The 12,721-nt window shown below is 41.6% G+C and carries 18 protein-coding genes and 1 other annotated feature; of the genes, 12 read left to right on the top strand and 6 right to left on the bottom strand.

Going from position 1 to position 12,721, the window contains the following annotated elements; translation table 11 throughout:
- The first annotated feature begins 3 nt into the window (after nt 1-3).
- From minC to pheA, 11 genes are all read left to right on the top strand, one after another.
- On the top strand, nt 4-687 hold the full coding sequence (gene minC / locus MHI11_RS13825; protein ID WP_003216790.1) for a septum site-determining protein MinC: 684 nt from the start codon (nt 4-6) through the stop codon (nt 685-687).
- A gap of 2 nt (nt 688-689) precedes the next feature.
- Nucleotides 690-1,493, top strand: a complete 804-nt coding sequence (gene minD / locus MHI11_RS13820) for a septum site-determining protein MinD (RefSeq protein WP_003216504.1) — start codon at nt 690-692, stop codon at nt 1,491-1,493.
- A gap of 112 nt (nt 1,494-1,605) precedes the next feature.
- Nucleotides 1,606-2,397: a M23 family metallopeptidase gene (locus MHI11_RS13815; RefSeq protein ID WP_044139999.1), complete on the top strand. Its 792-nt coding sequence runs from the start codon at nt 1,606-1,608 to the stop codon at nt 2,395-2,397.
- On the top strand, nt 2,390-3,259 hold the full coding sequence (locus tag MHI11_RS13810; protein ID WP_106066912.1) for a M50 family metallopeptidase: 870 nt from the start codon (nt 2,390-2,392) through the stop codon (nt 3,257-3,259). Before MHI11_RS13815 ends, MHI11_RS13810 begins: the two co-directional genes overlap by 8 nt.
- Before the next feature lie 66 nt (nt 3,260-3,325).
- Nucleotides 3,326-3,398, top strand: a sequence feature (ribosomal protein L21 leader region).
- Nucleotides 3,399-3,410: 12 nt separating this feature from the next.
- A complete protein-coding gene (rplU, locus tag MHI11_RS13805) occupies nt 3,411-3,719 on the top strand; it encodes a 50S ribosomal protein L21 (protein WP_003216781.1) in 309 nt (102 codons plus the stop codon).
- 14 nt (nt 3,720-3,733) lie between these two features.
- Nucleotides 3,734-4,072, top strand: a complete 339-nt coding sequence (locus tag MHI11_RS13800) for a ribosomal-processing cysteine protease Prp (RefSeq protein WP_003216478.1) — start codon at nt 3,734-3,736, stop codon at nt 4,070-4,072.
- 12 nt (nt 4,073-4,084) lie between these two features.
- Nucleotides 4,085-4,369 carry a 50S ribosomal protein L27 gene (rpmA, locus tag MHI11_RS13795; RefSeq protein ID WP_003216586.1) on the top strand — a complete coding sequence of 95 codons (285 nt, stop codon included), beginning with the start codon at nt 4,085-4,087 and terminating at the stop codon, nt 4,367-4,369.
- A gap of 255 nt (nt 4,370-4,624) precedes the next feature.
- Nucleotides 4,625-5,209 (top strand): sporulation initiation phosphotransferase B, encoded by a 585-nt coding sequence (locus MHI11_RS13790; RefSeq protein WP_012010758.1) that lies wholly within the window; start codon nt 4,625-4,627, stop codon nt 5,207-5,209.
- Nucleotides 5,210-5,239: 30 nt separating this feature from the next.
- Nucleotides 5,240-6,526, top strand: coding sequence for a GTPase ObgE (gene obgE / locus MHI11_RS13785; protein ID WP_340961234.1), 1,287 nt, complete (start codon nt 5,240-5,242; stop codon nt 6,524-6,526).
- 55 nt (nt 6,527-6,581) lie between these two features.
- On the top strand, nt 6,582-7,025 hold the full coding sequence (locus MHI11_RS13780) for an ACT domain-containing protein (protein ID WP_003216269.1): 444 nt from the start codon (nt 6,582-6,584) through the stop codon (nt 7,023-7,025).
- An 18-nt stretch (nt 7,026-7,043) separates the two neighbouring features.
- Complete coding sequence (gene pheA / locus MHI11_RS13775; protein WP_034661622.1) at nt 7,044-7,922, top strand: prephenate dehydratase; 879 nt, start codon at nt 7,044-7,046, stop codon at nt 7,920-7,922.
- Between the two features lie 111 nt (nt 7,923-8,033).
- Here the strand turns inward: pheA and MHI11_RS13770 are convergent, their stop codons facing one another.
- The 6 genes from MHI11_RS13770 to MHI11_RS13745 all read right to left on the bottom strand — a co-directional run bounded on the left by MHI11_RS13770 (nt 8,034) and on the right by MHI11_RS13745 (nt 12,136).
- Nucleotides 8,034-9,386 carry an IS1182 family transposase gene (locus MHI11_RS13770; protein WP_340960248.1) on the bottom strand — a complete coding sequence of 451 codons (1,353 nt, stop codon included), beginning with the start codon at nt 9,384-9,386 and terminating at the stop codon, nt 8,034-8,036.
- 126 nt (nt 9,387-9,512) lie between these two features.
- Entirely contained in the window at nt 9,513-9,956 is a 444-nt protein-coding gene (locus MHI11_RS13765; protein WP_044140422.1) for a CotY/CotZ family spore coat protein, read from the bottom strand.
- Nucleotides 9,957-10,160: 204 nt separating this feature from the next.
- Nucleotides 10,161-10,652: a CotY/CotZ family spore coat protein gene (locus MHI11_RS13760; protein ID WP_003211658.1), complete on the bottom strand. Its 492-nt coding sequence runs from the start codon at nt 10,650-10,652 to the stop codon at nt 10,161-10,163.
- Nucleotides 10,653-10,798: 146 nt separating this feature from the next.
- Nucleotides 10,799-11,281: a spore coat protein gene (locus tag MHI11_RS13755; RefSeq protein WP_044140423.1), complete on the bottom strand. Its 483-nt coding sequence runs from the start codon at nt 11,279-11,281 to the stop codon at nt 10,799-10,801.
- Nucleotides 11,282-11,369: 88 nt separating this feature from the next.
- A complete protein-coding gene (locus MHI11_RS13750) occupies nt 11,370-11,705 on the bottom strand; it encodes a hypothetical protein (RefSeq protein WP_044140424.1) in 336 nt (111 codons plus the stop codon).
- Nucleotides 11,706-11,749: 44 nt separating this feature from the next.
- Complete coding sequence (locus tag MHI11_RS13745; RefSeq protein WP_044140425.1) at nt 11,750-12,136, bottom strand: spore coat protein; 387 nt, start codon at nt 12,134-12,136, stop codon at nt 11,750-11,752.
- 177 nt (nt 12,137-12,313) lie between these two features.
- Here MHI11_RS13745 and MHI11_RS13740 point away from each other — a divergent pair, with 177 nt between their 5' ends.
- On the top strand, nt 12,314-12,664 hold the full coding sequence (locus MHI11_RS13740; RefSeq protein ID WP_044140434.1) for a DUF1360 domain-containing protein: 351 nt from the start codon (nt 12,314-12,316) through the stop codon (nt 12,662-12,664).
- The last annotated feature ends 57 nt before the right edge of the window (nt 12,665-12,721 follow it).

Genomic DNA, 12,721 nt, shown 5'->3' with positions numbered 1-12,721 from the left:
ATCTTGAAAACTCAAAAACAGCAATATGTGACAATAAAAGGTACAAAAAACGGATTAACATTACAGTTAAATGATGACTGTTCGTTTGATGACCTTCTTTCTGGCTTGCGAGAGGTTCTTTTACTTGAGCAATATACAGATGGAAGGGAAGGTCATAAGGTTAATGTGCATATTAAGCTTGGTTTTCGGTATTTAACAGAGGATCAGGAAATGCGTTTGACTGAAGCAGTCTCTGAAAATGAACATCTCGTCATTCACTCTATTGAAAGTGACGTCATGTCAACTGAAGAGGCGAGACGATTAAAAGCAGAGGCCGAAATTACCTCTGTAGCCAAAATTGTGCGCTCTGGACAGGTACTGTATGTTGAAGGAGATCTCTTATTAGTAGGAGATGTCAATCCTGGCGGAACGATTCGTGCAGGGGGAAATATTTTTGTGCTCGGCGCTTTAAAAGGCGTGGCACATGCTGGATGTAATGGGAATAAACAAGCTGTCATTGCGGCATCTCGTATGATTCCGACACAGCTTCGCATCGCACAAGTGTTTAACCGTGCACCAGATCAAAAAGAAGATGGAAATGAAATGGAATGTGCTTATTTAGATATAGATGGCAACATGATCATTGAACGCCTGCAGCAATTGGCTCATATAAGACCTAATCTGACAAGGCTTGAGGGAGGAATGTGAAATTGGGCGAGGCTATTGTGATTACCTCAGGAAAAGGCGGCGTTGGCAAAACAACAACATCTGCAAACTTAGGCACAGCACTAGCAATTCAAGGGAAAAAGGTGTGTCTAGTTGATACCGATATTGGCCTTCGGAATTTAGATGTCGTGATGGGGCTTGAGAACCGCATTATTTATGATCTAGTCGACGTAGTAGAAGGAAGATGTAAAATTCACCAAGCGCTTGTAAAAGATAAGCGTTTCGAGGATCTTTTGTATCTTTTACCCGCTGCTCAAACAAGTGATAAAACGGCTGTAGAACCAGAGCAGATCAAAGAATTAATTCAATCATTGAAACAAGACTTTGATTATGTCGTCATTGATTGCCCTGCTGGAATTGAGCAAGGCTTTAAAAATGCTGTATCTGGTGCAGATAAGGCAATTGTCGTGACGACGCCTGAGATCTCAGCTGTGAGAGATGCCGACCGTATCATCGGCTTGTTAGAACAAGAAGATATCGAACCACCTCGTTTGATTGTCAACCGTATTCGTACACACATGGCGAAAAGTGGCGATTCAATGGATGTGGATGAAGTTGTCCATCACTTATCGATTGATCTTCTTGGCATTGTCGCTGATGATGACGACGTGATTAAGGCTTCAAACAATGGTGAACCGATTGTCATGGATGCTAAAAATAAAGTCTCGATTGCATATCGTAATATCGCCCGCCGCGTACTAGGCGAATCTGTTCCACTTCAATCATTTGAAGATGAAAACAAAGGAATGTTTGCTAAGCTGAAAGCATTTTTTGGTGTAAGAGCTTAATAAGCATTCAGGTAAGATGAGACCGATTCGATCAGAATCGGTCTTTTTGTTGCATATCAGATGAGGTCGTCACATAAAATGTACAAACTGTTTGTATGTAAAGGGTGATCTCATGAAAAGAGTGGACGAGTACCGAAAGAAAATCGCGCAGCGCCGCAAAACGAAGCAGTCAGCTGCTCCATCTAAGAAGACGACTTTTAAGAAAAAAGAAGATATCCCTCCATGGGTCATGCTGACAGAGGAAGAAAAGCATTCAGGGTCATCTTCCTTTGAATCGTCGTCTCATCAGCCGAAGAAATATCAGCATCCGCTATTTAACCCCAATGCCTTTGTGCTGAAATGTTTATTATCTGCGTCTCTTGTGTTGATTGCAGCCATTTCATTTAAAGGTCAGGCAGGGCCGTTTCAGCAGCTGAAGCCGATCATTACGCAGACCTTTGAGCAAGATTTTCAATTTGCTGCTGCCAATCGCTGGTTTGAGAAAACAGTTGGAAACCCCCTTGCCTTTTTAACAGACAAAAAGGAAGACCAAAAAGATGTACAAGCGAACCAAGAACTGGCCGTACCTGCTTCTGGAAAAGTGCAGGAATCCTTTACGCAAAATGGAGCAGGTGTCAAAGTCGAAACATCGGCTGAAGCGATTGACAGTATGAAGGAAGGCTATGTAGTAGAAGTGAAAAAGAAAAGTGACACAGGGCTGACAGTGGTCGTGCAGCATGCGGATAACAGCTATAGCTGGTACGGTCAATTAAAGGAAGCCAATGTGGCCTTATACGATTTTGTCGATAAGGGTGAGAAAATTGGCCAGATCTCACTTGATGATCAAGGAAAGGGCACATATTACTTTGCCATTAAGCAAAATGAACAGTTTATCGATCCTATTCAGGTGATGACCTTTGAATAGATGGCTGATCATGCTGACGAAAATTCACATTCATCCGCTGCTGTGGATTGTGATGGCGTTTGCGATTCTCTCTGGTCAAATCAAGCCGCTGCTTTGTCTGCTCATTATCGTCTTTGTCCATGAGCTTGGACATGCAGCGGCTGCTTGCTATTATCATTGGCGCATTCGGCGGATTTTTCTACTCCCGTTTGGCGGAGCGGTAGAAGTAGAAGAGCATGGGAACCGCCCGCTAAAGGAAGAGCTGGCGGTCATTTTATGTGGGCCGTTCCAGCATGTACCGCTCCAGCTTATGGCATGGTTTTTCATGGAAGCTTCTTTTATTTCACACGACATTTTTACGATGTTCACTTTTTATAATATGGCGATTTTCCTTGTGAATCTTTTGCCGATTTGGCCACTAGATGGCGGAAAATTATTCTTTTTGCTCTTATCAGCATATTACCCGTTCCAACGTGCACATGCCCTTGCCATAAAAGGCTCCCTTGTCTTTTTCATTCTATTGACAGGTGGATTACTTTTGTTTGCGCCGCTTCAATTGAACGGCTGGGTGCTGCTTACCTTTTTAGCCTATTCACTCGTGATGGAGCACCGGCAGCGGCATTATGTCAGGGTTCGTTTTTTACTAGAACGCTATTACGGTAAAAAAGAGCAAAAGGTAGAAAAGCTGATTCCGCTGAGAGTGAGCGCTGAGGAAAAAGTATATGAAGTCATGGCGCGATTCCAAAGAGGCTGCAAGCATCCGATTATTATTGAAAGAGATGGCGTGAAAATGAGCCAGCTTGACGAAAATGAACTGCTTCATGCGTATTTTTCAGAACGAAGAACCACCTCCTCAATGGAAGAGCTTCTTTTGCCGTACTAGTGATGAAAATACATTGACATTCTGCGTCTAATTTGATATATTTTTTAATGTTATGGATATGTAGCACCCGTGCTACAACCGCGCGAAGCAGGAGTAAAGAGCCTAAGGCCCCCTGTATTCGGCGAGTCTGAGTTTATTAGGAGGTGCAGAGATGTACGCAATTATCGAAACTGGTGGTAAACAAGTAAAAGTTGAAGAAGGTCAAACTGTTTATGTTGAAAAACTAGCTGCTGAAGCAGGTGAAACAGTAACTTTTGAAAACGTATTGTTTGTCGGCGGAGACACTGTCAAAGTGGGTAACCCTTCAGTTGCTGGAGCAACAGTAACGGCTAAAGTTGAAAAACAAGGTCGCGGTAAGAAAATTACTGTGTTCAAGTACAAACCGAAGAAAAACAACCACAAGAAACAAGGTCATCGTCAACCTTACACTAAAGTTGTTATCGAAAAAATCAACGCTTAAGGCGTGTGAGTGATATGATCAAAGCAACCATTACTCGGTCGGCAGCAGATGAAAGCATTACGTCTTTTCAGATGACTGGACATGCCGAGTTTGCTGAAAAAGGTCAGGATCTCGTTTGTGCAGGAGTATCTGCTGTTGTTTTCGGCTCAGTCAATTCAATTATTGCACTGACAGGATTGGACCCTTTGCTCGATATTGGCGAGGAAGGCGGCTATTTCTCTTTTGAATTGCCGGCTGATACAGATCCAGTATCCTTTGAAAAAGCCCAGCTGCTTTTAGAAGGCATGGTCGTTTCCTTAGAAACAATCGAACGAGATTATCACGATTATGTGAGAATATCTACAAAAAAATAGGAGGTGAACTTCATGCTTAGATTAGATCTTCAATTTTTCGCATCTAAAAAAGGGGTAGGTTCTACAAAGAACGGACGTGACTCTGAGTCTAAACGTTTAGGCGCTAAACGTGCTGATGGTCAATTCGTAACTGGTGGTTCTATCCTTTATCGTCAACGTGGAACGAAAATCTATCCAGGTGAAAACGTTGGACGCGGAGGCGACGACACTCTTTTCGCTAAAATCGACGGAACAGTTAAATTCGAACGTTTCGGTCGTGACCGTAAAAAAGTGAGCGTATATCCTGCGGCACAATAATTGCTAAAAACTCCGGTCATTGACTGGAGTTTTTTTCACTTTTTACAAGTAGTATCGAAGATGAAAAAGAAGATGCACTCCATCAATATCAAAGAACGTTTGCTGACTTTGCCTCATTTTCTCCTATAGATCAGAAAAAACAACCTTTCCTCACATAACTAGTGTTTTTCTATGCTGTCTTCTCTGTTATAATTCAGGGAGACATAGTGATGATAAGACTCCTAAAAGAGAGACCAAACGATTGGGAGTGCGATAATGGAAGAGATATCAAGTAAACAAAACGAAAAATTAACTCACGTTGCATTAACAAATGAATTGATCTATCTGCTCAGTCGTTCAAGACATGACTGGATGAATAAATTGCAGCTGATCAAGGGCAACTTGACATTAGAAAAATATGACCGTGTGTTTGAAATTATAGAAGAAATGGTCATTGAAGCACAGCATGAATCCAAACTCTCAAATTTAAAAATTCCCCAATTGGCCTATTACTTTCTAACATTTAATTGGGAGTCGCATTTTATCACCTTAGAATACGAAGTGCTTGGTGAAACCCGAGACTTATCAGCATATGAATCGCAGCTGCTAACGGTATCACAGGAGTTGTTTTCGATATTCGATCAATCAGTTTGCCAAAAAACTGAAAATCATTTAACGGTCACGTTCCAAACAGATCATGAAGAGAATGATGTGGTCTTATATTTTGATTTCAAAGGAAAATTAACAAGTTTGGATGCGTTAAATGCGTTTCATGACGCAAACTATCCATGTATGAGTGTAGTTCAATTTCATGTGACAAGTCATGAGTCCATGATTGAGCTTTGTTTGAGGCAAGAATGAGATATGTGATGCAGAGAAACGGAGGAAGTTATGTTTGTAGATCAGGTTAAAGTGTATGTTAAAGGCGGTGACGGCGGAAACGGTATGGTGGCGTTTCGTCGTGAAAAATATGTGCCAAAAGGCGGACCGGCTGGCGGCGATGGTGGAAATGGTGCAGATGTTGTATTTGAAGTAGACGAAGGACTCAGAACATTGATGGACTTTCGTTACAAACGCCATTTTAAGGCGGATCGCGGCGAACACGGAATGAGTAAAAACCAGCATGGCCGAAATGCGGAAGAAATGGTTGTCAAAGTTCCGCCCGGTACGGTTGTGACGGATGCAGAGACAGAACAAGTACTCGCAGACTTAACAGAGCATGGACAGCGGGCAGTCATTGCAAAAGGCGGACGAGGCGGACGTGGAAATTCACGTTTCGCAACACCGGCAAACCCTGCACCACAGCTTTCTGAAAATGGCGAGCCAGGTAAAGAACGTGACGTCATCTTAGAATTAAAAGTACTTGCAGATGTTGGACTTGTTGGTTTCCCAAGTGTCGGGAAATCGACGCTGCTTTCAATTGTCTCTTCAGCGAAACCGAAAATTGCGGATTTTCATTTCACTACGCTTGTGCCGAACCTAGGAGTTGTCGAAACAGATGATAACCGAAGCTTCGTCATGGCGGATCTGCCAGGACTGATCGAAGGCGCGCACGAAGGCGTTGGCTTAGGTCATCAATTTTTACGCCACATTGAGCGGACACGTGTCATTGTCCATGTCATTGATATGTCAGCACTTGAAGGACGTGACCCGTACGAAGATTATGTGACGATTAATGAAGAGCTTGAGCAATACAATATGAGATTGACTGAGCGTCCACAAATCATTGTAGCGAACAAAATGGACATGCCAGATGCAGCTGACAATCTAGCGGCATTTAAAGAAAAATTAACGGATGACTATAAAGTGTTCCCAATTAGTGCGATCACAAGAGAAGGGCTTCGTGAGCTTTTATTTGAAATCGCCAATCAGCTTGAAACAACACCGGAATTCCCGCTTTATAATGAAGAGGAACTGTCTGATAACCGCGTAATGTACAGGTTTGATGAGGGAGATGCACCATTTGAGATCACAAGAGATCCTGACGGTACATTTGTCATAACGGGTAAAGCACTTGAGCGACTGTTTAAGATGACAGATTTCTCAAGAGATGAGTCCGTGAAACGATTCTCTAGACAATTGCGCGGAATGGGTGTCGATGATGCCTTGCGTGAGCGTGGTGCACAAGACGGCGACATCATTCGTCTGCTTGAATTTGAATTTGAATTTATTGATTGATCAAAAGGAGGGTCCAGTCCATGGGCTCTCCCGTTTTTAAAAGGGGAGAAAACAGGTGAAAGAAGAAACGTTCTATTTAGTAAGAGAGGATGTCCTTCCAGATGCGATGCGAAAAACGCTTGAAGTTAAAAAGCTTCTCGATCGCAAAAAAGCGGATTCAGTTGCCGATGCTGTTCAACAAGCGGATTTAAGTCGCAGTGCTTTTTATAAATACAGAGATGCTGTTTTTCCATTTTATACGATGGTGAAAGAGCAGATCATCACATTGTTTTTCCACCTTGAGGATCGGTCTGGGGCTCTGTCAAGACTGCTTCAAATTGTGGCTGACTCTGGCTGTAATGTGTTATCCATTCACCAAACGATTCCGCTGCAAGGAAGAGCAAATGTCACCCTATCCATTAGCACGGCTGGTATGGCAGATGATATCAATACAGTCATGAATCAATTAAGAAAACTTGAATTTGTCGAAAAAGTTGAAATTCTAGGTTCTGGGGCGTAAAAGGAGAGATCATAGCAGATGAAGCAATTAACTGTAGGTTATTTTGGACCAGAGGCAACATTTACTCATTTGGCCGTATGCTCTTGCTTTCCAGCAGATGCAGTGCAGCGTGCCTATGCAACGATTCCGCAATGTATGGATGCTGTGTCAAAAGGCGAAGTCGATTTGGCGGTCGTTCCACTTGAAAATGCACTCGAAGGATCTGTGAACTTAACGATTGATTATTTAATTCATGAAGAAGCGTTGTCCATTGTTGGTGAAATGACAGCACCGATTCGGCAGCATTTGCTTGTCCACCCATCAAGAGCGGAAAGCTGGGAGACATTAGATGTGATCCAATCACATCCGCACGCGATTGCCCAGTGTCATCAATTTCTGAAAAAGCAGTACCCAGATATTCCGCATCGTCCAGTTGAATCAACAGGTTATGCAGCGAAATATATCAGTGAGCATCCGGATGAGGCTGCTGGGGCCATTGCGAATGAAATTGCCGCACAAACGTATGGTTTAACGATTGCAAAAAAAGACATTCATGATTATCCGCACAATCATACACGCTTTGTTATTTTACATAAAGATCCTAAAGCATCGTTCCCAATGAATGCAGGGTTCTCATCGAAGCCAAAAACGACCATTGTCGTCAGTCTGCCAAAGGATGACCAATCAGGTGCATTGCACCGCGTGTTATCTGCCTTTTCTTGGCGAAATCTCAACTTGTCAAAAATTGAATCTCGTCCAACAAAAACTGGTCTTGGACACTATTTATTTATTATAGATATAGAAAAAGAAATGGATGATGTCCTTGTCCCTGGTGCGATTCAGGAATTAGAAGCGATTGGCTGTGAAGTCAAATTGCTCGGCAGCTACCAAACATATGAACTAACGAATGAAAAATAGTGTCCCTTATAGGACACTCAGATTGTAGAGAAACTCATGTTTTTCTACAATCTTTTTTATTTTCATCGTAATGATGATGGATGAGATTAAAGAAAAAGGCCTCCCACACACCTAGCCTAGCTTCGCTAGGTGTGTGGCAATCTTCTTCATGTTCTGACAGGCAGCTGTGAGAAGCACTTGCTCACTCACATTTTGTTTTCCCCTCAACCGGCAGTAGCGAAGCCCATGCAGTTGTTTTGAATCTGCAAAGCTTCGCTCTATTTTTTCTTTTCTTTTTTTATATAGCTCTTTTCCAGAAGCAGACAGACGATTTTGTCTGATCTTTTCTTTATGTTCTTCCCATACATGTCTTGAGATCACTTTTTGATGATTTTTCGACCTTGTACAGCTCTCTAGGAAAGGACACGATACGCATTTTTTAGGGTCTGATTTGTAGAATCGATAACCTTTTCGATCAGTTGTTGTATATAATAGCTTCTCGCCATTTGGGCATATGTAGTGATCATGTTCAGAATCATACTGAAATTTCCATTTCTCAAATAATCCTCTTGTTGGATGAAAGCGTCTATGTGCGATGACACCAAAAATACGGCGATCGGATAAACCTTTACAGATTGGGGTTGTCAAATAACCAGAATCAAGGGCAACAGCTTCTACTTGAAAACCAAATCGGGCGATTTGGTGATCCAATCGATCAAGATACGGAACAGAGTCATGGATATTGCCGGGCGTGACATGGGCATCCGTGATGATATTGTACTTCATATCCGTTGTACGGTGGTCTAGGTAGAAAAAGCCTTCTGGCTTGTTTTCACGATAAAGATAGCCACTTTCAGGGTCAGTCGTACTTTGACGAATGTCTTTTTCCGTTTTCACCTCCTCTTTTACCTTTAAGGGCTTTTTTCCGTGTACCTCTCGATCTTCTTGGATCGCTTCTTCTAAATCATTTATATAGTTCTGAGTATCTTGTTCAATCGTTTTTCTCGTATATTTATGTTTATTGGCATTGGCTTTAAGATGAGTCGAATCAGTAAAAAGAACGCGGCCTCCTACCATATCATGATTGATGGCTTGAAGCACAATTTCATCAAAAATGTCTTGAAAAATCGTTGTATCTTTGAATCGAGTACGACGATTCCAGCTAATGGTCGAGTGGTGGGGAACGGGGTCATTGATGTTCAAACCTAAAAACCATCTATACGCCATGTTATAGTAAATTTCTTTTTCAAGTTGTCTTTCAGAACGGATACCGTACAGGTATCCGATAAACATCATTTTGAACAAAATAAGTGGATCAAGAGAAGGACGACCTTTATTCTCACTATAATAGGGTTTGACTTTATCTACGATAAATGAAAAATCAATGTACTGATCAATTTTACGAAGCAGGTGATCCTCTTCGACCAGTTGATCTAGCAATACAAATTCGGCTTCGTGCTGAGAAGAATTTCTAGTGTGGAACATGAGAAAAACACCTTCCTTTAGTATGCTTTTCTCTATTATAAAACGGGGGAATGGAAACTTTAAGGGAAAAAATAAAGCTGTCGAGATTTTCTCGACAGCCTGAGTCCCATAGAGGGACTTTTTTTGTTAGCAGTTACGGTTGATGAGTCGTGGATTTAAGCACTCGATTGCGCAGAAGCAGTCAAGATCTACTTCAATGCAATACTTCGATTTTTCTAATCGGAACACATCACATACGGAATCTTTGTCTGTAAAATCTAAAATATGACGGTCTTTGTCAAATGCGATAAGCAAGCTGAGTGTTGCGCAGTGGTCAGAGATGTGTTCGACTCTGAAAAATGTAGTGCTGAAGCAAGGACCTGCATCTACTTCTCCGACGTTTCCGAATGCGACGAATGGTTTTGATTTGGATGTAAAGAGAACAAACGGGACAGTGTCACCTAATGAATGGGATGAAGAAAGGAGATTGCTGTAACAGCTGGTCGGGCATTCTTCTTCGACGGCATTTTGTAAGTCGTTAATATTTTCAACAGCCTCTGCTACACAATTCCATGAATGTTTGCGGCTCATATTCAACCCTCCTATACTAGGAAATTTATTTGAGTGTTTGAGCACTGTCATCATCTACAAGCTTTTTGTTTTGCCGGTTGATACTTCTACTTACAATCAATGCGGAAGCGGTAGCTCTTATGCTGACTGCTCCGCATGATTGACTGTCATTCGTAAGGAAGGGGATGCTTTGACTCATGACAAGTGAGATCAATGGCGGTTGATTTAGCCGTGGTGATGATGCTTTTTATCTTTCGATGGCATGACTCTGTCTACTAGTTCTGGGTTTAAACATTGGATTGCGCAGAAGCAGTTTAGATCAACCTCAATACAAAAGTCCGTTTTTTCTAGACCAAAGAAGTCAGGGTCACAAGGGTGACAAACGCTTAGCGTATGTCCGTGTACATCAACAGGTCTTAATACAGATAACGTAGCACAGCAGTCGTGTAATTTTTCAACCCGGAAGAAAATGGATTCGAAGCATTGGCAATCGTCAACAAATCCTCCAATGTTTCCGAAAGTAGAAAACAATCCGCCCTTTTTATCGAAAAGTAAAAACGGAATCGTATCTTTTCCAGAAACGGTTGGGCTTAATAAATTACTGTAGCAGCTCGTAGGACATTTATCTTCTACAGCTTCCTGCTCTGCTAAAATCTTATCAACCGCATCGCATACACAGTTTTCATCATGTCGGCCATGGTGTTTTCCGCAGCTCATGGATTTCAGCTCCTTTAACAAGGTATTTGACTTTAGTCCTTAACAACATATGTATGCGCCCTCTAGTTGGTGTGGGTAAATGACTATTTATATTTGTTGTATTTTTATAAAAGGAAAAGCAGAGCTTTTCGCTCTGCTTTTGGACATTAGAGGATACCGATTGCAACGATTGTCGCAACAAGTGTTTGAGTAAGTGTTTGGATTGCGATCGAGATGTCCGCATCGATTGTCGATACTGTAACGTTTCTTGAATTTTCGATAACAAGTTTTTGGCGGTTTGTTTGTTTGTGAGTAGCGGCTTGTAAAAGATCCTGTGTGACGCGGTCTGCTAAATCACCGTCTGCGATTGAGATATTTGTAATGGTGATGATCGCTGTTTGAACAGCTACTTGGATAGATGCTGCAACCTGTGCGTCAACAGAAGATACGTTAATGTCACAAGAGTCTCTGACGATAATGACTTCCTCAGACGTCTGTTTTGTAAAACTCACTTGATCAAAGTCTTGTAAGACATCTTCATCATCAAAAAAGTGGCCGTCACAAACTGCTTTTCTTTCGTAGTTGTTGTAATCGCCGTGGTGTGTACAGTTACGATCTAGAGCGACCCAAGAGTATGGTTTAGATTCCATTTCTATTCCTCCTTCCGTTTACTTTATTAAATGCTGCAATGAATGGTTTTGTCTCGGGCATTTACCCTAGCAGGCAACCCATTTTTATTTAATCGTTGTTTCGCTGCGCATCACGGCGCTGCTGAATACGATCTCGAAGTGAATTTCGTTTTGGACGTACTTGCGGTTCAGGCTCTGCTTCTTCCACATGTTTTGCTGCCTCAGCCTGCCTTTTTTTCTCCTGCTGTTGCTGTACGAAGTCATCTGCTTTCTTTTGTAAGTCCTCAACTAATTTCAAAATCATTCTTCTTTGATCATCTGAAATATTTGCTTTCTGATCATCTGTGATATTGTTTTTGTTTAAAATATCACTTACAAGAAGGCTCGTTAATGGATCAACATCAGTGTTGATTTGAAACTCCTTTTTTTCGTTCTCTTCAGCCACGATTATTTCACCTCTTTCATACATAATGTTAGAAAAAGAAAGGGTCAAAGAATGCCGGCTTCAACTAATAGTACATTCAATGTTTGAGTGAGAATTTGGACGGAGTTCATAATAGATGCATCTGATAATGTAATCGTGACGTTATAGCAATTGATGATTTGGATCACAGTTTTCTTTTGGACTGTCACTTGTTGTGTGGCTAAAAGCTGATCTGTGATGTCTGTAGCCAATTCATCGTCTGGTACAAGAAGTTGGATTAAAAGAGTAATGATTGTCGTTACGGTCGCTTGAAGGGAGAGTGCGGCTGTTACATCTGTTTTATGAATTGTGACATTTTCGGAATCTTTGATCTCAATGAAATCATCATAATTGCTGATTAATTCGTTTAACAGTTGTGTGTATAATAAATCAGCACTTTCTTCAATAGACAATACTTTCACTCCTTTCTTATCTATACATTATTTAATGCAGCAGAGGCTCAAGGTGGAATCGGAAAGTGTGAAAAAGTACAACCCAATTTTATTTCCGCTCGATTCATCATGGCGCTCATTCTTTTTGCATATATAAAGAAAGGACGCAAAAAAGAAGAAAGAAGGAGGTGGAGGCTCCTGAGCGGTGCTTTGTCATTTGTCGTGTTTGCCCTCGCATCGTTTAGACTGACGAGGCTCATAGTGTTTGATACCATTACTGCTCCTTTCCGCCGTTTATTTCATGAAGAACAAGAAGAGGTCAATGAACAAGGTGAAGTAGAGACATATATTATCATTAAAGGTAAAGGGCTGCGGTCTTGGGTAGGAGAGCTGTTAAGCTGTTATTGGTGTACTGGCATGTGGTGCACTGCTGCTTTACTTCTGATATACATATTATTTCCTGTCATTAGCATGTGGCTTAATTTACTATTAGCGATTGCCGCAGCAGCAGGCATGATTGAAGCGATCGTCTCAAAGCTGGTGAAATAAACAGGCATTCTGATCAGACACGCTTTTAAAAAATGCATATACTATCATGGAAGAGGA

Source organism: Bacillus sp. FSL K6-3312, from assembly GCF_038007485.1.
Lineage (GTDB): Bacteria > Bacillota > Bacilli > Bacillales > Bacillaceae > Bacillus > Bacillus pumilus.
Note: the sequence above shows the minus strand (reverse complement) of the source record. Positions and strands in the feature narration are given on the sequence as shown.

Coding starts and splice junctions, on each gene's coding strand:
- MHI11_RS13765 (WP_044140422.1), bottom strand. CDS start 9,956: ATGAGCCGCAAACATTCATGGAATTGTGTAGCAGAGGCTGTTGAAAAT.
- rplU (WP_003216781.1), top strand. CDS start 3,411: ATGTACGCAATTATCGAAACTGGTGGTAAACAAGTAAAAGTTGAAGAA.
- obgE (WP_340961234.1), top strand. CDS start 5,240: ATGTTTGTAGATCAGGTTAAAGTGTATGTTAAAGGCGGTGACGGCGGA.
- MHI11_RS13755 (WP_044140423.1), bottom strand. CDS start 11,281: ATGGAATCTAAACCATACTCTTGGGTCGCTCTAGATCGTAACTGTACA.
- pheA (WP_034661622.1), top strand. CDS start 7,044: ATGAAGCAATTAACTGTAGGTTATTTTGGACCAGAGGCAACATTTACT.
- MHI11_RS13760 (WP_003211658.1), bottom strand. CDS start 10,652: ATGAGCTGCGGAAAACACCATGGCCGACATGATGAAAACTGTGTATGC.
- MHI11_RS13790 (WP_012010758.1), top strand. CDS start 4,625: ATGGAAGAGATATCAAGTAAACAAAACGAAAAATTAACTCACGTTGCA.
- MHI11_RS13770 (WP_340960248.1), bottom strand. CDS start 9,386: ATGTTCCACACTAGAAATTCTTCTCAGCACGAAGCCGAATTTGTATTG.
- MHI11_RS13815 (WP_044139999.1), top strand. CDS start 1,606: ATGAAAAGAGTGGACGAGTACCGAAAGAAAATCGCGCAGCGCCGCAAA.
- rpmA (WP_003216586.1), top strand. CDS start 4,085: ATGCTTAGATTAGATCTTCAATTTTTCGCATCTAAAAAAGGGGTAGGT.
- MHI11_RS13800 (WP_003216478.1), top strand. CDS start 3,734: ATGATCAAAGCAACCATTACTCGGTCGGCAGCAGATGAAAGCATTACG.